Source organism: Rhodococcus sp. NPDC057135 (genome assembly GCF_042670865.1).
Lineage (GTDB): Bacteria > Actinomycetota > Actinomycetes > Mycobacteriales > Mycobacteriaceae > Rhodococcus_F.
Window position 1 is genome coordinate 272,307 of the sequence record NZ_JBHUUU010000004.1, and the last position, 22,983, is coordinate 295,289.

Below are 22,983 nucleotides of genomic sequence, written 5' to 3' on the forward strand. Positions count from 1 at the left end.
CAAGAACGCTCACAACTCGAGACCTGTTGAAGTACAGACTCATTCGCGAGTGAAACAGCACTAGGTCGGAGTGACTATCGCAAAGTTCGGATCCGGCTCGTCAAGGTACCCGGCAAGTTCTGCGAGCTTCGCCGGGTCGCCGGAAACCGAGATGGTTCCATTCGCGATCTCAGCACCCAAGTCCGCACCACCGAGCAGCACACCGAGCAAGTCGCGCCGACTCAGACCGAAAGTTGCATCCACAGACCCGGCGCCCTCGAGTGGATCGATATCGAAATGAATCAGAACTCCGTTGCTGAGTTCCGTTCGGTGAACGATGTTTTCGTCAGTGATGTTCCAATCGATGACGATGTGCGATCCCGCTGCGCGCACTCCGTCCACGCGCAGCGATACTGCATCGAAGACTTGACTCACCGACAGCGCCGCGGTGATGTCGGGCGCCGCGGCAACCGTGGGCGTTCCCACTGAGCCGTTGCGCAGTTCGTATGCACCGGTGAGGTAGAAGTTCCGCCATGTGCCGTTCTCGGCGCCGTACCCGAGTTGCTCGAAGGTATCGGCCTGCAGGTTCTTGGCCTCGACGTTGTCCGGTTCAGCGAAGACGACGTAGTTCACCACCTGCGCAACCCAGCGAAAATCGCCGCGCTCGTACGATTCCCGAGCTTTTCGTAACACTTCTGCTGATCCGCCAATGAACTCCACGTGACGCTTGGCCGATTCGACGGGTGGATGCTCCCACAGATGCGCAGGGTTGCCGTCGAACCAGCCCATGTAGCGCTGGTAGATGGCCTTGACGTTGTGACTGACGGAACCGTAGTACCCGTTCGTGTGCCACGCCTGCGCCAATGCAGGTGGCAGTTCGATCGATTCGGCGATCTCGAGACCGGTCCACCCCTGGTTGATTCGACGAAGTGTCTGATCGTGGAGGTACCCGTAGAGGTCGCGCTGCAACGACAGGAACTCGGTGAGCCGTTCGGTCCCCCACGTCGGCCAGTGGTGGGACGCAAACAGAACGTCGGATCGTGAGGCGTAACGATTGATCGATTCCGTCAGGTACGCAGACCAGACGTGAGGATCTCGCACGAGGGCTCCGCGGAGCGTAAGCAGGTTGTGGAGAGTATGAGTTGCGTTCTCCGCCATACACAGCGCGCGCAAGTCCGGGAAGTAGAAGTTCATCTCGGACGGTGCCTCGGTACCGGGCGTCATCTGGAACTCGATCCGAACGCCGTCGATCGTCTCGGTATGACCCGTTTCCGAGATCGACACCGTCGGCGAAATGAGCGTCGGCGTGCCGGTGGAGGTGGTCTGCCCCAACCCGGCTCCGACGCTACCTCGAGGACCTCGGGGTAATGCCGCCCCGTACATGTATGCCGCGCGTCGAGCCATTGCCGTTCCCGCATAGACGTTTTCCTCGACGGCGTGCTCCACCAGCCCGGTGGGTGCGATGATCACGCATCGGCCGGCAGCGACGTCGTCGTCGGTGGTCACCCCTTTGACCCCGCCGAAGTGGTCGATGTGCGAATGTGTGTAGATCACCGCGACGACTGGTCGATCACCACGGTGCTCCCGGTACAACGCGAGCCCAGCGGCGGCGGTTTCCCGAGAGATCAGTGGATCGATGACGATGATTCCGGTCTCCCCCTCGATCAATGTCATATTCGAGAGATCAAGTCCGCGAATCTGATAGATCGAATCCGTCACCGCAAAAAGTCCCTGCTTGGCGACCAACCTCGACTGACGCCACAAGCTCGGATTGACCGTTGGCGGGCACTCCTCATCAAGAAAAGCGTAGGAATCGTTGTTCCACACAACTTTTCCGTCCGAACCGGTTACCACTCCCGGATCGAGCGCGGCAACGAAACCTCGCTTCGCATCGGTGAAATCGGCGTCGTCGGAGAACGGCAGAGTCTCGGCGACTCGGGAGTTCGCCGCTTCGATTGCGGCAGATGCTGCGCGGGGGTCGATCATTGATCAGCCTTTCATGCCGAATTGCGGCAATGTCGTATTGCCGCTTGTTTTCGAGGGAAACCGTGTTGAGGGAAATCGCAGGGCTAGCTCAGCAACTGCGCCTTCGCGGCCGCAAACTCTGCGTCGGTCAACAAGCCGGACTGATGAAGCTGCCCCAGTTCCTGCAATTTGGAGACCAGATCGTCGGCGCCGGAGGGGGGAACGGACTGTACGGGAGCGACCTGGGCCGGCGGGGCCTGCTGCTGCGAGTATTGCTGCTGGTACGCCTGCTGCTGCTCGTCAGCCTTGCGCTGGCTCCGTCGATCCATGGCGTTGGACGTCGCTTTTGCGGTTCCAGCCACTACCGCAGTGCGCGCTACCGTGCCGAGCAATCCGGGCCGCCCTCTGCGTCCACCTCGAAAAACCATGCCGAACTCCTTAGGTAATTGTCGCTACTGAAATGCTGCTTCGACCGCTGCGACGACTACCTCGCGCGGGATCTGAACGTGTAGGACTACTTCGCCGCCGCCGCCGCGAACCGTCGACGCGAGTTCGCGCGCCCACGTCTGCTCGTAGACGATGACTGCGGCGGACGTGCCTGGTTCGAGTGACTCGCGGACCACGTCCAGATCCTCGTCACTGATCAATGCCTTGGCTTCGATGGACAGTATCGCCAGTCCGATGTCGGTGAGATCTTCGTCGACGTCGATCTGCGACACCTGTCCGTCGGCGTCCTTGGCGATGTAGACGAGGTCGAGCAGAGTGACAAAACCTCGTTCCACCACGTTCTGCAGCGCGGCAACCGCTTCGGGATCCACAGTAGAACCTGGGAATGCCAGCACCACGAGCTCGACCGGTCCGATGTTCATTGCGTCGTTCATCCATCAAGCCTGGTGGCTCCGGCGCGTAGTAACCTCACCCGCAGGGAATGAATTACCTACCGCGATCGAACTATTTGTTGCGGCGTATGACTTCGCGAATCGGGCGCACGTGTACGCCCTCTGCCGCGAGTTCGCGTCGGGCCTTACCTCTGGTGACGAGTACGCCGATGATGCCCAGAACCCAGACGGGATATTGCACCATCCAGGCGACGCGGAAACCGTCGAACGTGTATCCGCCCATGTGTCCGAGGATCACGCCCATCACTTGAATCACGATGAGCGAAGCGAGGAATCCGCCGATGTTGACCATGCCCTGCGCTGTGCCCATCGCCGAACTCGGATTGGACGTGCGCGCGTAGTCGAAGCCGATCACCGAACCCGGCCCGCCCACCGAGATCACGACCACCAGGATCGTCAACAGCCAGAGCGGCGACGGTTCACTGCGTGAGAGCACGATCGTCCACATGAGCGCACTGGCCACCATGATGGTGAGAACCAACCACGATCGACGCATGGGATAGCGACCGGTCAGGATTCCCAGGATCGGGCCGGCCACGATTGCCGAGATGACCGACAGCGTCAACAGCGAGCCGACGGTCGCGGAATCGAGGCCCTGAGCCGACTTCAGATACGGCACACCCCACAGCAACGCGAACGTGGTGATCGAGAACTGCGTACCCATGTGACTGAAGAACCCGAGACGTGTGCCTGGACGCATCCACACCGTCTTGATCTGTCGACCGATCTCCTTGGCACCAGCCGGCGCTGCCACGACTTCGGCGCCGGGTGGCGCATCGCGAATGACGGTCAGCGCAAGAAAGAAGGCCAGAACCCCGACGGCCGCCGCGCTGCCATAGGCGAACGTCCAGCCCGGCCCGGTCAGCAGAAGCATGAACGGCAGGGCGGACAGGACCTGACCCAGCTGACCGAGAATGCCGGTGAACTGCGAGACCAGTGGCACCTGCCGGGGCGGGAACCACTGCGGTACCAATCGCAGCACCGAGATGAAGGTCAGTGCGTCACCCGCACCGACGGCGATGCGCGCACCGATCGCGACGGGCAGCGATTCGGTGAACGCAAGAGCCAACTGCGCGGACATCATGATGAACGCACCGACAGCGATCATGATCCGCGAACCGTAGCGGTCGAGGAGAACGCCCGCGGGAATCTGCATGCCCGCGTACACGACGATCTGCAGCACGACGAAGCTCGACAGGACGCTGGGCGAGATCGAGAACCGGTCAGCGGCAGACAGACCCGAGACACCGAACGAAGTGCGGTGAAGCACGGCGATCACGTAGGCAAAAACACCGACACCCCAGACCAACCACACTTTTTTCATCGGGTCTGTATGTTACTCCTGTCTTTCGCAAGGCTCAGGACATGATCATTCGCGACCCTGTGACACCCAATTCAAATCCGCGGAACGGAACCCTTCGGTGATCGCGGCGAGTGAGTCGAGACGCGCGATCTGGTCTTCGCTCAGAACGATGTCCAATGCTCCGGCGTTTTCCGTGACGCGGGCAGCAAACCGAGTGCCTGGAATCGACACAGAAGGCAATCCGTACTGACGGCCCTTGGCATCGAGCCATGCCAGGGAAACCTGTGCCGGCGTCGCGCCGAGCTCCTCGCCGACAGCACGGACCACGTCGAGAACCTTCTGATTGGCAGGGAGCGCGGAGTCCGCGAAGCGGGGGAAGCGTCGGCGCAGATCGTTGTCACCAAGCGTCTCCGCATCGAACGACCCCGCCAAGAAGCCTCGACCGACGGGTGAGAAGGGTACGAAGCCGACTCCGAGTTCCGCGGCAGTCGGCACTACTTTGTTCTCGACATCCCGGCTCCAGATGCTCCATTCCGACTGGATCGCCGCGATCGGATGTACCCCGTACGCACGACGCAGTTCGTCACCGGTCGCCTCGGACAGGCCGATGTTGCGGACCTTGCCCGCCTTCACCTGCTCGGCGATCGCGCCGACGGTGTCTTCGATCGGGACGTTCGGGTCGACCCGGTGCAAGTAGTAGAGGTCCACGTGATCGACGCCGAGTCGTCCCAGAGACTCGTCGAGTGCCTGCGGTACGTACGCCGGGTCTCCGTTGATCCCGCGCTGACCGTTGGCGATGTTGCCGACCAGACCGAACTTCGTCGCCAACTGCACCTCGTCTCGACGGTCTTTGAGAAGTTCTCCCACCGCACGCTCACTCGAGCCCTCGCCGTACACGTTGGCGGTGTCGATGAACGTGATCCCGATGTCCACCGCATGGTGCAACGTGGCGAGCGCCTCGGCCGGATCAACGGGGCCGTAAACAGGGGCGACGGACATCGCGCCGTATCCCTGAGCACTGACAGTGAGACCTTCGGCCAGAGTGACGGTGGGGACGGTCATGAAAACTCCTCGATTCGACTGAGCGACAACCTCGACAGTCTTCACCGAATCGACGCCTCACGCACCGATTAACGTCACGCTGATCGGGTTACCCTCGAGTGATGGCATTCGATTGGCTCGAACTCGTGCTCACCGCCCACCGCGAATTCGGTTCACGACTCGCCGCAGTCGAGGACTGGAACGCACCCACGCCTGACTCCGACTGGCAGGTCGAACACCTCGTTCGCCACGTCATCGAGGAGCAGCAGTGGGTACCGCCGCTCCTGGCCGGACTGACTGTCGGCGAGGCAACTCCGGACATCGTTCCCGTCGGGGACGATCTGTGGACCGAATGGCAGAAGTATTCCGATGCTGCCATCAAAGCGTGGAAATCGACGGACCTCAGTGCCCACGTTCACCTCTCGTACGGCACGGTGAAGGTGGAACCGTATCTACGCCAACAGACCTCGGACGTCACGATCCACGCCTGGGATCTAGCGCGAGCGGTCGGCGCGGACGAGCGACTCGATCCCGACCTCGTCGAGGCCGTCTGGTCCGACCTCGACGGGCAGCGCGCCATGCTCGCCGAGAGCGGGCTGTTCTCCGCTCCCGTCGATCTTCCTGACGATGCGTCGTTGCAGGACAAGCTGATTGCCCTGACCGGTCGCGACCCTCGCTAGACGTTCAGCGACACACCCGCTGTGCGGGCGACGCCGTCCCACCCACCGGCAGGTGCACCGAGGCCGAGCAAAGCAGCCACCGTCGGCGCGACGTCGATCGTGCGAGCCTGCGTGTCGATCTTCCGTCCGCCGTCGAGAGCGGGATGCCCACCACTGAGGAAGAACGGGATGGGCAGAGTCACGAAGTGCCCGTGGTTGCCGGGAATCGGGTTGGACAGTGGAGTCGGATCACTGAACCGCCAACCCTGAGCGCAAAACGCAACGACGTCACCGGCATTGGTGCCGAGATCGAATTCGGCCGGAAGGTGGCTGGATTCGACGCCGTCGACTCCGTCCACGATCTGCTGAATCCGGCTGACGGCTTCCGCCCGTTCGCCATCGGGTCCGACGAAGTAGATCAGGTCTGCGCCACCGTTCTGGGCGATCCGAATCTTGCCTGCCAGCAACGGGTCCGCGTTCAGCGGTCGATCCAGGCCGATGAGCCTTGCGGGCTCCGACCAGTCCATCGAATGGTCGGCCAACACGATCAGAATGCTCCGATTCCAACGACCGGTGTCGTGAAGGAAGTCGACGAAGCGGCGAACCTGGTTGTCGGTGTTCTGAAGTGCGGCTGTGCGGGCGATACGGATGGACGGACCGGACAGATCCAGGTGGCCGACGCGATCGACGTCACCGAGATTCGTGAACGACAGTCGCGGCGAGTTCCCGCCGACGATACGGATCAGGGCGTCGATCGTGAAGTTGTCCGGCGCATGCTCCGTACCAGGAACAAGCGGCTGAGGATCCCACACCAGTGAGGCGCGATCACCGAACAGCCCGTGCAGGTAGCGCTTTGACAGCACACTCGCAGTGGTCAATCCGAGTTCGGTGCGCACCCGATCCAGAACCGTCGAGGTCTGCAGGTCGGAAGGCCGATCGAGGTCGCGCTTCTTGTCGATGGCGGGATCGTAGACGGAGTTGGCCGGCACTCCCGAACGCGCCGGCAGCACTCCCGTCATCATCGCCGTGTGGTTCGGCAGTGTCTCCGCGATCGTGATGGCGCTGGCATCCGGGTAGTGGATACCGCCGGCCGCAAGCCCGGTGAGAGTCGGGGTGAGCTCCGATCGCAGCTCGTCCGGCCGCATGCCGTCGACGACGATGACATGCACGTCCAGGTCTGGGATACCAGCGCTGGTGGGAACACTCGCGCGAGCGGGTGTGCCGAGCAATGCCGTTCCCGCAACAACACTTCCACCGATCAGAACGCTACGACGCGAAACTTCGATGCTCACTGGTCGACTCCTGGTCGGTACGAGGCCTGATCGAGGGCGGCCGAGGTGGGTGAGACTCTACTGCCAGCGCCTGCCGGTAGGCGGTAGCTCACGGCGTAGTGCGCGTTGCTCTGCGGATTTGTGAGATCGTCGACGTAGTACCAGTCCATCTGGGTACCTTCGCGGGCGATTTCGAAGACGCCGTAGCCGTGCGAATCCAGTTCGACGTACCGCACGTGTCGGTTCACTGCCTTGAATGCTTCTTCTGCCGCAACGGTTACCGTGCGCGGCGGCACTTTCAGCATGTCGTCGATGTTGGGGGACGTCACCGACGGGACGACGAACTCGGCGCCGACGGTCGGTCCACCCGGATAGTTGGCGGCGTTGGTCGGTAGGTCGCACGCCCACGACGTGTGGATGTCACCGGTGATGAAGACGGTGTTGTCGACGCCGTTCGAGGTGATGGCGTCGAAAAGCCTGGTGCGGTCGGCGGTGTACCCGTCCCACTGATCGGTGTTGTACGGGATTCCGGCGTGCGGCACTCCCACCAGTTCGGTCAACGCCGCTGTGGTCGCCGGTTCGAGCGGCGGGAACACGCACGGCGTGATCATGACCGGATTGCCGACGATCTTCCACTGTGTCGGGGAGCTGACGATCCCGTTGGTCAACCAATCCATCTGTGCGCGTCCGGTAATGGTGCGCGACGGATCGTCGACCTGCTTCATCGTCGGCTGCTCGTCACGGTAGGTACGCAGATCCAGCATCGAGATCTCGGCCAGATTCCCGAAGCGGAACCGGCGATACAGCTGAACATTCGAGCCACTACCCGACGGCCGGACGGGCATCCACTCGAAATATGCCTTGGCCGAGTTCGCCTTTCGATCAGCCCAATCGCCTTCGACACCTGGCGTGTGGTTTTCGGCGCCGTCCCGGTACGCGTTGTCAGCCGATTCGTGATCGTCCCACGTGGTGATGAACGGGAGCTTCAGGTGAAGTGTTGCCAGATCCGGGTCGGTCTTGTACTGCGCGTGCCGAATTCGGTAGTCGGCCAGAGAAATGATCTCGTGGGCCGGCTCGTGCAAACGAATGGATCCGTTCCGCGCGCCGTACTCCCCCTGCCCGTACTCGTAGATGTAGTCACCGAGATGGATGATCGCGTCGAGGTCTTCGCGGAGTGCGAGGTGGCGGTAGGCACCGAAATACCCTGCCTCCCAGTTGGAGCAGGACACGACGCCGAAGCGGAGACGATCGAGATCTGCCGAGTTCGACGGAGCCGTGCGGGTGCGGCCCACCGGGGAAACGGCCGAACCCGCAGTGAATCGGTACCAGTACGTCGTCGACGAATCGAGTCCGGTGACGTCGACCTTCGCGGTGTGATCGGAATCTGCCGAAGCGGCAACACTTCCTGACGCAACAACGCTCGCGAACCCCTCATCGGTCGCGACCTGCCAGTTCAGCGTCACCGCCGGCCCGACGCCCGAACCCGGCGTCGCCTCTGCCGTGGGGGTGATGCGGGTCCAGATGATCACCGCATCCGGCAACGGGTCACCGGATGCCACGCCGTGCGCGAAGCCCGGGCTGCCACCCGGAACCGCGGCACCGGCGTGGCTCGCCGAAGCGACACCGAGACCTACTGCGCCGGCGAGGGCCGCCGATCCCTGCAGCAGGCCACGTCTGGATATTCGATCGAAGGCATTCGTGTGCACGCTAGGAGTGAACCCGCACCTGAACGGCCGTTCAAGAGAGCTTCGGGATGTTCACCCAGGCTTCGCCTGCGCTTCTCTGGAAGTTTGATCGAGTCGATCCCGATTACAACCGGTAGTCGAGGGCCGAGCCTCGGACCACACCGACCTTGACTCCGAGGTAACCGCCGAGTGCGCACCCGGCCGCGATCAGGATCCAGAACGCCGGCGGAATCAGAGCCTCGGACCCGTCGACCTCGGAGAACGCGGAATAGCCTGCGATCAACGCACCGAACAGCACCGGCAGAATCAGCAGTGCGGCAAAGAACGTCAACCACACCGATACGAATCGGCCCCTCCATCGGGCGATCTCATGCAGAACCGTCAGAACAACCAGGAAGACACCACTACCGGTCAAGAAGGCGGCCAGAACTGCAAATCCGACAGCCGAAATCAGTTCCGACTCCACGTGAATCCCCCTGTACGTCAATCACCTGCACACTCAGCCCCAACTGCGATGCGACGAGTCTATTCACGACGGGCGGTGTTTCGTGACAACTCGAGTCGCTAGTCTGCCGGAAAGACACTCCGCCGACGCCTATGCTTGGAAAATGACCGAACCCGACATCAAGCCCAGAAGTCGTGACGTCACCGACGGACTCGAAAAGACCGCAGCGCGCGGCATGTTGCGTGCAGTAGGAATGGGCGACGACGACTGGGTCAAGTCGCAGATCGGCGTCGCCTCGTCCTGGAACGAGATCACGCCGTGCAACCTGTCCCTCGATCGCCTGGCAAAAGCCGTCAAAGAGGGTGTGCGGGAGGCCGGCGGTTTCCCCCTCGAATTCGGCACGATCTCCGTCTCCGACGGCATTTCGATGGGTCACGAGGGCATGCATTTTTCCCTCGTCTCTCGCGAGGTGATCGCCGACAGCGTCGAGACCGTCATGCAGGCCGAGCGCCTCGACGGATCGGTTCTTCTTGCCGGGTGTGACAAGTCGTTGCCCGGCATGATGATGGCGGCGGCCCGCCTCGACCTGGCCAGCGTATTTCTCTACGCCGGTTCCACTCTCCCCGGCGTCGCCAAGCTTTCCGACGGCAGCGAGCGCGAAGTTACCGTCATCGACGCGTTCGAGGCCGTTGGCGCCTGCTCGCGTGGGCTGATGAGCCGCGCCGACGTCGACACCATCGAACGAGCGATCTGCCCGGGCGAAGGCGCGTGCGGCGGCATGTACACCGCAAACACGATGGCCAGCGCCGCCGAGGCCATGGGAATGTCGCTGCCCGGCAGCGCTTCACCGCCCGCACCGGACCGTCGCCGTGACGGATTCGCCCGCGAAAGCGGCAAAGCCGTGGTCGAGCTCCTGCGTCGAGGCATCACCGCCAGGGACATCCTCACCAAGGAAGCATTCGAGAACGCCATCGCGGTGGTCATGGCTTTCGGCGGTTCCACCAATGCGGTGCTCCATCTCCTCGCGATCGCGCACGAAGCGTACGTCCCGCTGACGCTCGACGACTTCGCTCGCGTCGGCGCAAAGGTCCCGCACCTCGCCGACGTCAAGCCTTTCGGAAAGCACGTCATGACGGACGTCGACCGTATCGGCGGCGTCCCCGTCATCATGAAGGCATTGCTCGACGCCGGACTCATGCACGGAGATTGCCTGACCGTCACCGGCAAGACCGTGGCGGAGAATCTGGCGCACATCACCCCGCCCGATCCCGACGGCAAGGTTCTGCGCGCGATGAACAAGCCCATTCACCCGACCGGAGGGATCACGATCCTGAAGGGGTCGCTCGCTCCCGGCGGCGCAGTCGTCAAGTCGGCCGGATTCGAATCCGACGTATTCACCGGAACTGCACGGGTTTTCGAACGCGAGCGCGCCGCAATGGACGCACTCGAAGACGGAACCATCACTGGTGGCGACGTTGTCGTCATCCGCTACGAGGGCCCGAAGGGCGGCCCCGGGATGCGCGAGATGCTGGCCATCACGGGCGCGATCAAGGGTGCGGGTCTCGGCAAGGACGTCCTGCTACTGACGGACGGACGATTCTCCGGCGGCACCACCGGCCTGTGTGTCGGACACGTTGCGCCCGAGGCCGTCGACGGCGGTCCCATCGCGTTCGTTCGCGACGGCGATCAGATCCGGCTCGACGTGGGCACCGGACAACTCGAATTGTTGGTCGACGATTCCGAATTGGAAGCCCGTAAGAAGGGCTGGGAGCCGTTGCCGCCTCGCTACACGCGTGGTGTGCTCGCCAAGTACTCCAAGCTCGTGGGATCAGCCTCGGGTGGAGCAGTGTGCGGCTGATCCCAGCTCGCTGCTAGATGGGCCGGTACCCGGCGCCAACTCCTCCGTGGGCATTGATCGTGTCCAGGATGGAGGTCATGTTGGTGCCGAGTTCCGGCCCCAGGCACGGCACCCAGAGATAGGCGTTCACCATCGCGACCAGTGTCGTGCCGACCGTGACCGGAGCTCCCGAATCACCGTGGTCGACGCAGATCTGAGTCCAGGTGGATGCGTCGGCGCTCAGGTCTCCCCAGACGACGCCGCAGGTGGTGCCCGTCGTACGGCCTTCCTTGCAGGCTGTGGCCGGGAAGCTGGCCGGAGCGCCGATCGACGTGATGGTGGCCGCGCCCACCGTTCGCACTGGTGTGACTTTGGCCGGATCGAACTGGATGACCCCGTAGTCCAACTCCGGGTTCGACTCGACGAACGTGCCGACCACGCCCGCGTCCTCATTACTTTCCGGGATCACGGAAGATCCAGGGCCACCGCAGTGACCTGCGGTGATGCCCACAAGTCTGCCGCCGTTGTCATGACCGATGGTGGTCAAGGTACAGACCAGTTGATTGTCGATGATGATGCCCGAACCACCACCCATGGGCGTGGGTGCAGCAACCGCGTTGCTGCTGACGATGAACCCGAGTCCGAGTGCCAAGACCAACGCTGCCAGAGCCGAAACAATTCGCTGCAACATCACAATCTCTCCGCCGGTAATCTCCCCGCTGCAAAAAACGCATACCCCGGAAAGTGCGGACCTACGCAGCGTTTCTAGTCGGTAGCTCCGAGCGCCTCGAGCATCTTGCGCGCCTCCTCGAGCTGACGACTCAACTCGTCGACTCGCGCTGCAGCCATGTCTCGCGCAGCGACGATGATGGACTCGACGGCCTCGATGGCGGTGGGCTCGCCCAACTCGCGGACAGCTCGCTCGACTGCGTCGGGTGCAACCGGAACCGCTTTGCCCGGACGCTTCGCGCCCTGTGTGACCGTCACGCTCCAATCGTTGTCCGCGCCCGCATGGATGGTGACGCTGATGCCGGCCGGCAGTTTCTTCGCACGCTTGACGGCCGGGCGAGGTGTCGCGGCAGGAACCGGCGGAGTCGCCGGCACCGGGGCGGGTGCAGCCTGCGCCCGCGGCTTGGGCCGAACAGGTTCTACGAGTGGCTCCATAAGGGGTTCGGACTCCACAACTGGTTTGGGCCGCGGGGCCGGTTTGGCCGGTGACGCGGACACACGGTTGATGCGCAATTCTTCTGCTTCGAAAGGCAATTCGTCGTTGACGCCTTTGGGACGGATGAGCACGGTATTGCCATCCACCGACACGACTTTCGCCGAGGTACCGGCTTCGATCCCCAAGCTGGGGGTTGCCTCGCGCAGATAGACGGTGGCGCGCTTACCTTCGGCGACAGCCGTGGCGAGCGCTGCCAGATTTTCCGCAGTGAGGTGATCCGGCGTTGATGCGGCAGCGCCGGAACGTCTACGGGGTGGCATGCGCAAGTCCTTTCAGAAGAATGTGGTGCATTTCAGTATCGATAGTGCTTTTCTCGGGGCAACTCTTGCACAAGCCACCGACGTGTTCGCTCTCACCGCCCGCCTGAGCCCGAGGATTCGGAGGCGGTTCGGCCGATTCAGTACTGTTCTCGGGGCACCGCGTGGAAGATGGTGGACAGTAATTCGTTGCGGCAAGAAGGAGCACGGTGAGCAGTTCGGAGTCAGAGTGGATCGACGAGGTCACCGAACCCGCCCCTTCTGAACCTCACACTGCTGATCCGGTCGACGTGGATGCTCAGCTGCTCAGCCGAATTCAAGCCGACATCGAGGAGTCTCTTCTCGGTGGGCCCCGTTGCTTCACTCAGTCGCAGATCGCGGAATTCGCCGGTGTGACACGCGAGCGTGCCGATCGTTTGTGGGTCGCGATGGGCTTTGCAGTCGACGAGGATCCCGACGCAGTCATGTTCACCCAGCAGGACGCCAACGCCCTCAAGACGATCATCGACATGGTGAATCGAGGAGTCATCTCGCAGAGCAGTGAGGTGGCTGCCGCCCGCTCACTCGGGCAGTCGATGTCGAGGTTGGCTGAGTGGCAGGTCTCGCTGATCAGCACCCACATCATCGACCAGCTCGCCGACTCGGCGGATCACGAGCCCGAAGCGATCCGGAAAATCGTTCTGAGCCTCGGCGCTGAGATCATCCCCGCGGTCGAATCTCTGCAGACGTACGTCTGGAAGCGTCACGTCGCGTCCTCGACGGGCCGCAACGTCGGAAACCCGGGCGAAGAAGTCGCGAGTCGTGTTCTGGTCGTGGGTTTCGCCGACATCGTGGGGTACACCTCGCTGACCCGCGGCCTCGACTCCGCCGAACTCAACGATCTGCTCGAGCGGTTCGAGTCGGCGTCCACCGAAATCATCGGGCGCAACTACGGCTGGGTGGTCAAGACCGTCGGTGACGAAGTCATGTTTGCCGCCGAAAGTCCCCACCACGCCGCCGAGATCGCTTTGCAGATCCAGCAAGCCGTCCTCGCCGATCACGACGATCCGCAGCTTCGGGTCGGTCTGGCCATGGGTCCGACGTTGGTTCGCTTCGGAGATCTTTACGGTTCGGTGGTCAACAAGGCCGCACGACTGACCAGTTCCGCTCGTCCCGGCACCGTGCTGATCGATTCCGAGTTGGCCAACCAGCTCGGCTCGGACGCCAATTTCAAACTGCGGCACCTTCGTCCGCGGCGAGTGCGCGGAATCGACAGGCTCGAACAGTACGTTCTACGACGCAATCTGGAGCCGTGAGTCAGCTCGACACCCCGCGTGCAACCAGAAAATCGTCCACGATCTGCTCGCACGCGGCCTCCCCGAGAGGCGTCAGCGTCGCCAGTTTGGTGAGCACCAACGGGCCGACCAACTGCGCAAGGGCCACGTCGTAGTCGTACTCCCCCAACGCGTCGATCGCCTCCGGCGAGCGCAAGATCCGATCGAACGCATGCCGGTACTGCTCGAAAACCGTCTGGCGCAGAGATCGCAATTCGGGCTTGTCCGTGGACAGTGCGTCGACGCTCGAGTAGCCCTTCAGTTCCGGCCCCAAGCCGAGCCAGCACATTGCCGTCACCTGGATCGGTGCGCTTTCGATGGCCTTGGCCTGACTGGTCAACAACTCGAGCAACTGCGCGCGGAGGTCGCCTTCACCGGTCATCTCCGGCACCGGCGGTAACAGGCGAGCAAATGCTGCGGCGAGCAACTCGGTGCCACTGTCGAAATGGCGATACAACGTCGCACGTGCGACGTTGGCCAACTTGGTGACGGCATCGATCGTCACCGCGTCCACGCCGCCCTCTGCGAGCAGCTTGGTCGCCGCGTCGAGCAACCGGGACCGGGAGCGTTGTTTACGCGGGTCCTCGTCGCTGACCTGCTTGTCGATTTCCTGCTTGTCGATTCCCGCCGTCACAACTTCAGTTATACCCACTTGGGGGTTGTGGAACTGCTGTTCTTGTAACGATACTGATGGTCTTGTTTCTATCGGGAGGTTTCGTGAGTAGCGATACGACGCTCGAACAGTCCTCGTGGACCATCCGACAGATCTGGATGCTGACGGTCGCGTGCTGCGCTGTCGCACTGGTCGTCGCAGCGATGGCCGCGCTCAACACAGCCCTTCCCGACTTGGCCCGCGATACCGGTGCAACACAAAGCCAGCTCACGTGGATCGTAGACGGGTACACGCTCACACTGGCTTGTCTCCTGTTACCGGCGGGCGCACTCGGCGATCGTTACGGTCGACGCGAACTTCTCATGTTCGGACTACTCGTTTTTGCTGCCGGCTCGTCGATTCCGGTCTTCGCCGACGAACCGTCGTGGATCATCGTCTCCCGAGTGATCTCCGGTGTCGGCGCCGCATTTGTCATGCCCGCGACATTGTCTCTGCTCACCGCAGGCTTTCCGCCGGCCCAGCGTGCCCGCGCCGTCGGAGTCTGGTCCGGGGTGGCTGGTTCCGGTGCAATCGCCGGACTGGTCGTCTCCGGCCTGCTCCTCGAAAAATGGTCGTGGCATTCGATATTCGTCAGCCTGGCCGTCGTCTCCGTCCTGATCCTCGTGGTGTCCTTCACGATCGTGACGTCGAAGGACTCGGAGGCAACTCCACTCGATCTTCCAGGCACCGCACTGATCGCCGGCTCGATCGGACTGTTTGTCCTGGGGATGATCGAGGCACCCGCCCGTGGTTGGCTCGATCCGGTGGTCCTTGCTCTGCTGATCGGCGGAATTGCCATGACGGTAGTCTTCAGCTGGGTCGAATTACGCACTCGCCATCCACTTCTGGACGTCCGGCTGTTTGCCAATCGCGCATTCGGCAGTGGCGCAGCGTCACTGACACTGCAGTTCCTGGCGACCTTCGGCCTGTTCTTTCTGATCGTGCAGTATCTGCAACTGGTGCTCGACTACTCGCCTCTGCAATCTGCGCTAGCCCTCATGCCGATCGCCGTGCCGGTGATGGCCCTGTCCGTGGTTGCGCCCCTGCTGATTCCGCGTATCGGTCTACGCGCCCTCACCGCAACCGGAGTCGCCTTCCTCGGAACCGGAATTGCACTCCTGACGCGCTTGGACGCCAGTTCGACCTATGCCGAAGTCTGTGTTCCCTTGGTAGTGGCCGCCATTGGATTGGGTTTGTCGACAACCCCCGCAACTGCTGCCATCGTCTCCAATGCACCAGACTCCAAACAGGGCGTTGCATCAGCAGTAAACGACGCGACCCGTGAGATCGGCTCTGCCATCGGCGTTGCACTCGCTGGAAGCATCCTCGCCGCCGGGTACGGCAATCACGTTCAACCCGCGGTCGACTTGCTGCCCGAACCCGCCAAGGAGCCGGTCTCCGGCTCCCTCGCTGCCGCTCTTCACGTCGCCGAAGCAGCCGGACCGCAAGGCGCACAGTTGGCCGAATTCGCCCGTGAAGCCTTCATCAAAGGTATGGACCAAGGAGCGCTCACACTCGCCGCGATCATGTGGGTATCCGCGATCGTCCTCGGATTCTGGGCTCCGGGCCGTCAGCGAGACTGACCCTCGCGTCGAAACGCCGGAGCCTTGGTCGTCTGCTTCGACTGCAAAGTCTGAAGTAGCGGCATCGACCGAAGCGGCACCACAACCGAGAGAACCATGACGCTGGTCGAGCGAGTGGCTACCCCCGACCGGTTCAGTTCGAGCAGTGTCGCCTGCAAATCCTCGTGCGACGCAGCGGCAATCCGGCACAGCACGTCGCCGGAGCCGGTGGTGGCAAAGGCTTCGAGAACACCGGGTATGGCTTCGAGTTCGGTGGTGACGGTGTCGAGCGCCCCCTGTGCGATCTGCAAAGTCACGAATGCCTGCACTCCGAAACCCGCTGCAGCCAAGTTGATGTGCGGGGCATACCCGGCGATGACTCCTGCATCTTCCATCCTTTTCAGTCTCGCCTGCACCGTCGCCCGGGCAACCTTGACCTGACGCGAGAGCTCCAAAGCACCGGCACGCGGGTGCTTGTTCATCGCGTCCAACAGAGCCAGATCCACTGCGTCGAGATTCACGTCTGCTCCACTCGTCATTCAACTATGCACATTGCCTATAAAACAGTGCCACAATCTTCGGATTCCGGCGCTATGTCTACTTTCAACTACCTCCGTTGACTACCCAACCTTTGAAGGACTTATCTGTTTGTACTGGCAGTGCCGAACCTAACTCGAGCACCGCGCTGTGTACATCGCACTCAGAGGGGACTCACCATGACCGTCGAACAGACTCTCACCGACGACGAACAGTTGGCCGGCCTGGATCTGGAGCAATTACGCCAGCTGGTCGGACTGGTCGAGTACGACAGCGATCACGATCCCTTCCCGGTGAGTGGTTGGGACGGCCTCGAATGGATCGTCGGAAACGCCACGCAGACTTCACATTTCTTCCAGTCCGCATTCGGCATGGAATTGGTGGCGTATTCGGGTCCGTCCACCGGAAACCGCGACCACCACGCGTTTGTACTCAAGAGCGGTGCCGTGCGCTTTGTCGTCAAAGGTGCTGTGGATCCGGCAAGCGAGTTGATCGCGCATCACAGCCGTCACGGCGACGGCATCCGCGACATCGCGCTCAGCGTCCCCGACGTGGACAAGTGCATCGCGCACGCCATCACCCAAGGTGCGACGGTGCTGAGCGAACCGCACGACGTCACCGACGAGCACGGCACCGTTCGCCTGGCCACCCTCGCTACGTACGGCGAGACTCGGCACACCCTCGTCGACCGTTCCCGCTACACCGGCCCTTACCTCCCCGGCTACGTCGAACGGACGTCGTCGTACCGCAAGCGTGACGGCGCGCCCAAGCGAATCTTCCAGGCCCTCGACCACGTGGTCGGCAATGTCGAACTGGGCAAGATGGACCAGTGGGTCGACTTCTACAACCGGGTCATGGGATTCACCAACATGGCCGAGTTCGTGGGCGGCGACATCGCGACCGACTACTCGGCATTGATGAGCAAGGTCGTCTCGAGCGGAAATCACCGAGTCAAGTTCCCACTCAACGAACCCGCCATCGCGAAGAAGCGGTCACAGATCGACGAATACCTCGAGTTCTACCAGGGCCCAGGCGCTCAGCATCTTGCACTTGCGACCAACGACATCCTTGGGGCCGTCGACGCTCTCGTCGACGAGGGAATCGAGTTTCTCTCCACTCCTGCTTCGTATTACGAGGATCCCGAGCTGCGTGCGCGCATCGGCGAGGTTCGAGTCCCGATCGAAGAATTGCAGAAGCGAGGCATCCTCGTCGACCGCGACGAAGACGGCTATCTTCTACAAATCTTCACCAAGCCGATCGGTGATCGGCCCACCGTGTTCTTCGAGATCATCGAACGCCATGGATCGCTGGGATTCGGGCTGGGAAACTTCAAAGCCCTGTTCGAAGCAATCGAGCGTGAGCAGGCTGCGCGGGGCAACTTCTGAGGTAGGTCAGCTGTTCTCGGTCCACGCCCAGACCACCGCGGGTCGCCCGGTGGCACTGACCCGCACACGTTCGTCCGTACGTTCCAGCCCTGGCAACGCCTTGAGCGTCCGGTTCAAGTTGCCCGGGTCCGGACGTTCACCGGAAAGTTCCTCCGCCACGGCCAGCGCATACGACGCCGGGAACGACGGTCCCAACAGTGCACGCGTGAAAGCCTGATCTCGCCACAACAGGGTGTCCGCAAGGATCGGGCGAGTATCGGCGACTATCCGATTGTGGTCGAACGCAAGGTCACCCGGGTTGTCCCAGCTCACCCACTCGGCTGAATTCGGCACCTCGTCAGACGAGATCACTGCCCACATGGTCACCGAGAGCGTCGGCCCGCGTGGGTCGCGATTGGGCTCGTCGAACACGGTCAATTGCCCGCTGGCGACGATCTTCCCGTCCGGAATTCCGAGCTTGGTGGTCACCGCCCGTCTGGCGGCGTCCTGCAACCGCTCACCGGCGCCCAGCAGTACACCGGGCAGCGCCAACTGCCCGGTGTACGGCTCCGCTTGCCGCGGCGTGACGGCAAATCGCAACATCCCAGGCTCCGGATTGCCGAAGCGGAGCGCGATGACATCGATCGAGACAAGTGACTGGTCCACACCGTCCATCATGCAGGCACTGGGCATCGCACCTGGCGATCGGCCCGGTCGGCACCGTCCGCGGTCAGAACCACCGGCGCCCCCATTTCCTCGCTCAGATACCGGGCGAAATCGTCCGAGTCGGCCGGAAGTTCCTTCGGCACAACCCCTACGGCTTTCAAGGAATCTGTCAGCGCCTGTTGGTGATCGAGATCCTTCCACCCTCCGACGGGAACGGATGACATTCCTTCGTACGCCTGCACTCCGTGGATCGGGGTGCCGGCAGCCCGCGCACGATCCATCGCATCGAGATGAGTCAGCGCCAATCCGTCGACACCGCCGCTCACCTCGATTGCGTAGCGCAACAACAACTCGTCGAGGTGACCCATCCGGAAACCACCTTGATACTCACCGGCCCCGTTGTGCAGCTCTGACAACACCTTCGCCAGATCCGGATCCTCGGTCGGGAACGGCCCAGCTCCGTGTCGTGTCATGTATGTGCGGGTGACACCGAGTACGTAACTGTCCCGGCCCAACTCGTCGATCATCGCTCGCGCATTGGACGGCTCGACCGTCGACCACGTGGTGTGTGGGTGAAACCCCCGCCACTCGTCGAGAAGGACACCTTGCGCTCCCTCGAATACCAGACGACCACGGGCACTCAACCCGCCCAGTGCGCCCGGGCCGGCAATGTCCACGACAGCTCCGAATTCCCTGTACATGTCGACCATGTCGTCGATCGGTGGAAACCCGTGGCGGCTCTCCGCGATCAACGGTCCGTAGTGGGCCACCAACGCCGACAACTTGAAACGCAAGGAATCCGACCGCAAGCAGTCCCCCACTGTCGGCGCACTGTGGCCCAGCGCATACGCCGCAGTCTCACCGATCCCCTTGCCACACGAGCCGTGCCGGTGGCCGCCGCGAGCATCCTCGCGGGCTCTGTTGGCTGCGACGTGAATCGGCGTCGTCAACAATGCGCGCGCGTCGATACGTATCAGGTCGAACGGGCTTCGAACTCCGATCGACTCCAGAGCGCGCGCCTCCCGGGCGAGCGCGATGGGCTCGACCAACACGAATCTCGAGAGAAACGTCGCGACACCGGACAACGTACCCGAGCCGAACTGCGAAAACGTGTGGTGCCGCTCGCCGACGATCACGTTGTGCGCTGCCTGCGCTCCGCCGTTGAACCGAACCACGGCGGCCACACTGAGATCGGCTTGCTCGGAACACAGCCAATCGACCGTTGCTCCCTTGCCCGCGTCGCCGAAACCGAGATCCACGACGACGATGTCACGACCTTCGAAAGCACTCACAGACTTTCTCCTTCTAAACGAAATCGACGTCGTCCGTGACGGTTCCGAGATCACGGGGCAACCCGGCCACCGTCGCAGCGGTACGTCGTGGAATCAGAGCCAGGGCCTTTCCGACGGTCTTCGCTTCGGCCGTGGAACCGATGTCGCGGAGATCCGCCAGTCCGTCGCGCAAATCGATGCGATCTTCGCCGATTCCGACCGTCAGCGCGATCAATTCGCACACTGCGGCGGGGTCGTCGAGTTTGACGAACCGCTCACCGAGTAGCCCCCTCCAGTGATCCGCGATTTCCGGATCGTTGAAGTACGAGGACTGATCGGGCAGAACGTAATAGACATTCCACCGCTCTTCGAGTTCACGGTAGATCGACGGTACCGATACGTCCTGACGAACCTTGTCACCGATCACCGAACGGATGTGGCGAGCCGAGAGCCGCGGCTTGTTCAACTCGTCGCCGATGATGAAGAGGTACCCTTTCCGTCCACGCTTCTCCCAGGCATCGGTGCGCGTGTGGCGCGCCATGAAATATGCTGCCAATTCATAGCTTTCCGACTTCTGACCACCGCCGTTACCTTCGAGGAAAATGGTTCGGAGCTGTTCGTCCATCGCGTTTCCCGACTCGAACTGCCCGACTTGCAGTGGCACCCGATCGGAATCTGCGTCGCCGATACCGCCGAACAGAATCTGCGGATCGTCGGCATATCCTTTGCGTTGCAGCAGTCCGTGCAGCTTCCCGAGCTTGTCCTGCATGATGCGAGGGACCGCACCCATCGAACCGGTGACATCGAAAAGCACTGCTATCGGCAGCGAATCGGGGTGCCCGTCCGAATCTCGGCACTCACGCTTGTCGACGCCGAAGGGGTCGAGCGTCGGGTCCGCTTTCCAACTGCTCCGCGGACGCGCCCGGAGCGAATCGGTGTAGCCGAAGTCGTCGACACCACGCGCGGCACGAAAAGTCTTGCCCGCCAAGTACGTGTTGTCATCCCAGTATCCGTAGCCCATGGTGATCACTGTCCTTTCGTGGAGGGAACGGCGAACGGACGAAATATCCGCTGGCCATAGAGAAGATCGAGGAGTTCGTCGAACTCACCCAGTAGATCGATCGCGTCGGGACGCAGTCTGGGGTTGTCCTGCATGCAGCCGCTTGCAAACGCCTTCATCCGTTCGTGGGTCTGCTCGCCCAGCATTCGGAGCATCAAGCGATGAGCCATGTAGATGTCCCACGCCGACGAAGCTGCTTCGCCGAGTTCCGTTGGGTAGGAATCACGATCGGAACCGATCGTCGCGACCGGGCGACTGCCCGCACGGGTGGCAAACGACCAGCCCACCAGCACCACCCCGTGCCGATCAGGCTCGATCAGCACGTTGTCCGCAATGATCGCGGTGTGCACCCAACCGATAGCGTGCGCTGCCGCTAGAGCCCGAAGTAGCCGTCGGTGCATCCAGGCCCAGTCCCGTGGATCGAGGCCACCTGGATATGCGGCACGAACGTCGGCGAGACTCACAAAACCTTCAGTCAGATCGTCGAGCACGTCGATCTGACGCCTCGTGCCGCTGTCCACATGGGTGATTCGATCGATCAACCGCGGGAAGTACGGGGCTACCCAACCGGCATCGGACGAATTCTCGATGTCCGTCAGCGCATTTCGCTCCGCCTCGATCATGGAGTTCGCCCGAGGATTTCGCGGAATCTTGAGTACGACGCCGGCATCGGACCGGTACAGGTTGGCGACCGACCCGCGCGCTACCAGTCCACCCAACGCGCACTCTCCCCGCTCTCCGATATAGACGGGCCGAGAATCCGCCGGCTCGGACTCCGCCGTCCAACTCCGGTAAAGCTCGTTCAATCGGGACGCCGCGGCCGAATACCGCACCCGATCTTCGGGCTTCACCCGGTCCGGATGAATGGCGGAGGCGAGCCGATGAAAACGACGCTGTGCAGCACGGCGGGAGTCGAGATCATTGGAGACTCCTCCGAACACATCAGTCGAAACCTTTGCCGTCTCGACTGTTTCAAGTGCATTGCTCGTCGTTGTCATGGTTTTAGTCTAACTGACTAAAACCATGTCGGCAAGGGCGCACATTTCATCCGGGCAGATGCGCATTACATGCAGAACACGGCAACGACAATCATCTGCCGGCACCGAGGGCCGCAACAGCCCTACGTAGCTCGATCACCGCCGAACTACCGTCTCCAGCGCGCGTGCACAGATCGATCGAACATTGCTCGATGTCGGAGATTCGCACGAAACTGATATCCGAGCGGGTGTAGTACCCGGCGATCGTTGCTGCCGTTATCACCACCGCTCGACCGTTGGCGACAACCTCGAGCGCTTCGTCCATCGTGCGGACAGAGGGGCCGTACCGGACGGGCACACCACTGGGGCGTGGGTCCACCGACCACCATTTCACCCATTCGGGTGGTGCGCCGTCACTTGAAACCTGCACTATCCCATCTATTTCAGAAATCTCGATGCTCGTACGGCCCGCCAGCCTGTGCCCCCGAGGCAGGGCTACAACCCGCGGTTCGACGCCGATCCGTTCGAGCACCACACCGTCGAGCACCGGTAGCGGTGGACGCACGAATGCCGCGTCGACGGTCGCGCTCGCTACCGCCGAAACCTGTTGAGACCAATCCAATTGGACCAGTTCCACCTCCGCGTGCAACGAATCGATCACCGCACGCCCCAAACTTCCAGCAGCCCCATTGATGAATCCGATCCTCAATCTCCGGGCCCGCCGACGCTCGAGCGCATCGAGTCCGTTCATCGCGCGAATGGCGAAATCGAGAGCGGGTCGCGCATCCGCGACAAACACCTCGCCCGCGGCGGTGAGCACCACCGGGTGCGAACTGCGATCAACCAACTCGACACCCACCTGTTCCTCGAGTCGGCGAATCTGCTGACTGAGGGCGGGCGCGGTGACGAACAGCCGATCTGCTGCTCGCCCGAAGTGTCCTTCCGTCACGACGACGAGCAATGAGGACACCAAGCGCAGGTTCAGATCTTCGCCTCTTCTCGTCTTCTTCATTAC

Annotated in this window: 22 protein-coding genes; 5 read left to right on the forward strand and 17 right to left on the reverse strand. The window is 62.3% G+C overall.

The window, feature by feature from the left end; all coding sequences use genetic code 11:
• Positions 1-60: 60 nt before the first annotated feature.
• The 5 genes from ACFT1A_RS09415 to ACFT1A_RS09435 form a co-directional block, all read right to left on the reverse strand.
• Positions 61-1,965 carry an alkyl/aryl-sulfatase gene (locus ACFT1A_RS09415; RefSeq protein WP_378446745.1) on the reverse strand — a complete coding sequence of 635 codons (1,905 nt, stop codon included), beginning with the start codon at positions 1,963-1,965 and terminating at the stop codon, positions 61-63.
• 83 nt (positions 1,966-2,048) lie between these two features.
• Positions 2,049-2,372, reverse strand: coding sequence for an SHOCT domain-containing protein (locus ACFT1A_RS09420; RefSeq protein WP_378446746.1), 324 nt, complete (start codon positions 2,370-2,372; stop codon positions 2,049-2,051).
• A 24-nt stretch (positions 2,373-2,396) separates the two neighbouring features.
• Positions 2,397-2,825, reverse strand: coding sequence for a DUF6325 family protein (locus ACFT1A_RS09425; protein WP_317551990.1), 429 nt, complete (start codon positions 2,823-2,825; stop codon positions 2,397-2,399).
• Between the two features lie 70 nt (positions 2,826-2,895).
• The gene (locus ACFT1A_RS09430) at positions 2,896-4,167 is read right to left on the reverse strand and encodes a nitrate/nitrite transporter (RefSeq protein WP_378446747.1); all 1,272 of its coding nucleotides are present in this window, start codon (positions 4,165-4,167) and stop codon (positions 2,896-2,898) included.
• Between the two features lie 45 nt (positions 4,168-4,212).
• Positions 4,213-5,208 carry an aldo/keto reductase gene (locus ACFT1A_RS09435; RefSeq protein WP_378446748.1) on the reverse strand — a complete coding sequence of 332 codons (996 nt, stop codon included), beginning with the start codon at positions 5,206-5,208 and terminating at the stop codon, positions 4,213-4,215.
• A gap of 101 nt (positions 5,209-5,309) precedes the next feature.
• Here ACFT1A_RS09435 and ACFT1A_RS09440 point away from each other — a divergent pair, with 101 nt between their 5' ends.
• Complete coding sequence (locus ACFT1A_RS09440) at positions 5,310-5,867, forward strand: TIGR03086 family metal-binding protein (RefSeq protein WP_378446749.1); 558 nt, start codon at positions 5,310-5,312, stop codon at positions 5,865-5,867.
• Here the strand turns inward: ACFT1A_RS09440 and ACFT1A_RS09445 are convergent.
• The 3 genes from ACFT1A_RS09445 to ACFT1A_RS09455 all read right to left on the reverse strand — a co-directional run bounded on the left by ACFT1A_RS09445 (position 5,864) and on the right by ACFT1A_RS09455 (position 9,268).
• Entirely contained in the window at positions 5,864-7,138 is a 1,275-nt protein-coding gene (locus ACFT1A_RS09445) for an alkaline phosphatase family protein (protein ID WP_378446750.1), read from the reverse strand. The genes ACFT1A_RS09440 and ACFT1A_RS09445 overlap by 4 nt on opposite strands.
• Positions 7,135-8,823: an alkaline phosphatase D family protein gene (locus ACFT1A_RS09450; protein ID WP_378446751.1), complete on the reverse strand. Its 1,689-nt coding sequence runs from the start codon at positions 8,821-8,823 to the stop codon at positions 7,135-7,137. Before ACFT1A_RS09450 ends, ACFT1A_RS09445 begins: the two co-directional genes overlap by 4 nt.
• 103 nt (positions 8,824-8,926) lie before the next feature.
• Positions 8,927-9,268 carry a hypothetical protein gene (locus tag ACFT1A_RS09455; RefSeq protein ID WP_378446752.1) on the reverse strand — a complete coding sequence of 114 codons (342 nt, stop codon included), beginning with the start codon at positions 9,266-9,268 and terminating at the stop codon, positions 8,927-8,929.
• Between the two features lie 142 nt (positions 9,269-9,410).
• Between ACFT1A_RS09455 and ilvD the strand changes: the two genes are divergently transcribed.
• Complete coding sequence (gene ilvD / locus ACFT1A_RS09460) at positions 9,411-11,105, forward strand: dihydroxy-acid dehydratase (protein ID WP_378446753.1); 1,695 nt, start codon at positions 9,411-9,413, stop codon at positions 11,103-11,105.
• Between the two features lie 13 nt (positions 11,106-11,118).
• On the opposite strand, the gene ACFT1A_RS09465 is transcribed toward ilvD, so the two are convergent.
• Positions 11,119-11,775 carry a S1 family peptidase gene (locus tag ACFT1A_RS09465; protein WP_378446754.1) on the reverse strand — a complete coding sequence of 219 codons (657 nt, stop codon included), beginning with the start codon at positions 11,773-11,775 and terminating at the stop codon, positions 11,119-11,121.
• A gap of 74 nt (positions 11,776-11,849) precedes the next feature.
• Entirely contained in the window at positions 11,850-12,569 is a 720-nt protein-coding gene (locus ACFT1A_RS09470) for a DUF6319 family protein (protein ID WP_378446755.1), read from the reverse strand.
• A 206-nt stretch (positions 12,570-12,775) separates the two neighbouring features.
• Between ACFT1A_RS09470 and ACFT1A_RS09475 the strand changes: the two genes are divergently transcribed.
• Positions 12,776-13,861 (forward strand): adenylate/guanylate cyclase domain-containing protein, encoded by a 1,086-nt coding sequence (locus tag ACFT1A_RS09475; protein ID WP_378446756.1) that lies wholly within the window; start codon positions 12,776-12,778, stop codon positions 13,859-13,861.
• 1 nt (position 13,862) lies between these two features.
• Here the strand turns inward: ACFT1A_RS09475 and ACFT1A_RS09480 are convergent, their stop codons facing one another.
• A complete protein-coding gene (locus ACFT1A_RS09480; RefSeq protein ID WP_378446757.1) occupies positions 13,863-14,513 on the reverse strand; it encodes a TetR/AcrR family transcriptional regulator in 651 nt (216 codons plus the stop codon).
• Between the two features lie 56 nt (positions 14,514-14,569).
• On the opposite strand from ACFT1A_RS09480, the gene ACFT1A_RS09485 reads away from it, so the two are divergent.
• Positions 14,570-16,114, forward strand: coding sequence for an MFS transporter (locus ACFT1A_RS09485; RefSeq protein WP_378446758.1), 1,545 nt, complete (start codon positions 14,570-14,572; stop codon positions 16,112-16,114).
• Here the strand turns inward: ACFT1A_RS09485 and ACFT1A_RS09490 are convergent.
• Entirely contained in the window at positions 16,102-16,632 is a 531-nt protein-coding gene (locus ACFT1A_RS09490) for an Lrp/AsnC family transcriptional regulator (RefSeq protein ID WP_378446759.1), read from the reverse strand. The two genes, ACFT1A_RS09485 and ACFT1A_RS09490, sit on opposite strands and share 13 nt — an antisense overlap.
• 177 nt (positions 16,633-16,809) lie before the next feature.
• On the opposite strand from ACFT1A_RS09490, the gene hppD reads away from it, so the two are divergent.
• Complete coding sequence (hppD, locus tag ACFT1A_RS09495) at positions 16,810-18,015, forward strand: 4-hydroxyphenylpyruvate dioxygenase (protein WP_378446760.1); 1,206 nt, start codon at positions 16,810-16,812, stop codon at positions 18,013-18,015.
• Positions 18,016-18,021: 6 nt separating this feature from the next.
• Here the strand turns inward: hppD and ACFT1A_RS09500 are convergent, their stop codons facing one another.
• From ACFT1A_RS09500 to ACFT1A_RS09520, 5 genes are all read right to left on the reverse strand, one after another.
• Complete coding sequence (locus ACFT1A_RS09500; protein WP_378446761.1) at positions 18,022-18,672, reverse strand: NUDIX domain-containing protein; 651 nt, start codon at positions 18,670-18,672, stop codon at positions 18,022-18,024.
• On the reverse strand, positions 18,669-19,952 hold the full coding sequence (locus ACFT1A_RS09505) for an adenylosuccinate synthetase (RefSeq protein ID WP_378446762.1): 1,284 nt from the start codon (positions 19,950-19,952) through the stop codon (positions 18,669-18,671). Before ACFT1A_RS09505 ends, ACFT1A_RS09500 begins: the two co-directional genes overlap by 4 nt.
• A gap of 13 nt (positions 19,953-19,965) precedes the next feature.
• Entirely contained in the window at positions 19,966-20,952 is a 987-nt protein-coding gene (locus ACFT1A_RS09510; protein ID WP_378446965.1) for a hypothetical protein, read from the reverse strand.
• A gap of 5 nt (positions 20,953-20,957) precedes the next feature.
• A complete protein-coding gene (locus ACFT1A_RS09515) occupies positions 20,958-21,989 on the reverse strand; it encodes a hypothetical protein (RefSeq protein ID WP_378446763.1) in 1,032 nt (343 codons plus the stop codon).
• Positions 21,990-22,080: 91 nt separating this feature from the next.
• On the reverse strand, positions 22,081-22,980 hold the full coding sequence (locus tag ACFT1A_RS09520; protein WP_378446764.1) for a LysR family transcriptional regulator: 900 nt from the start codon (positions 22,978-22,980) through the stop codon (positions 22,081-22,083).
• Positions 22,981-22,983 lie beyond the last annotated feature (3 nt).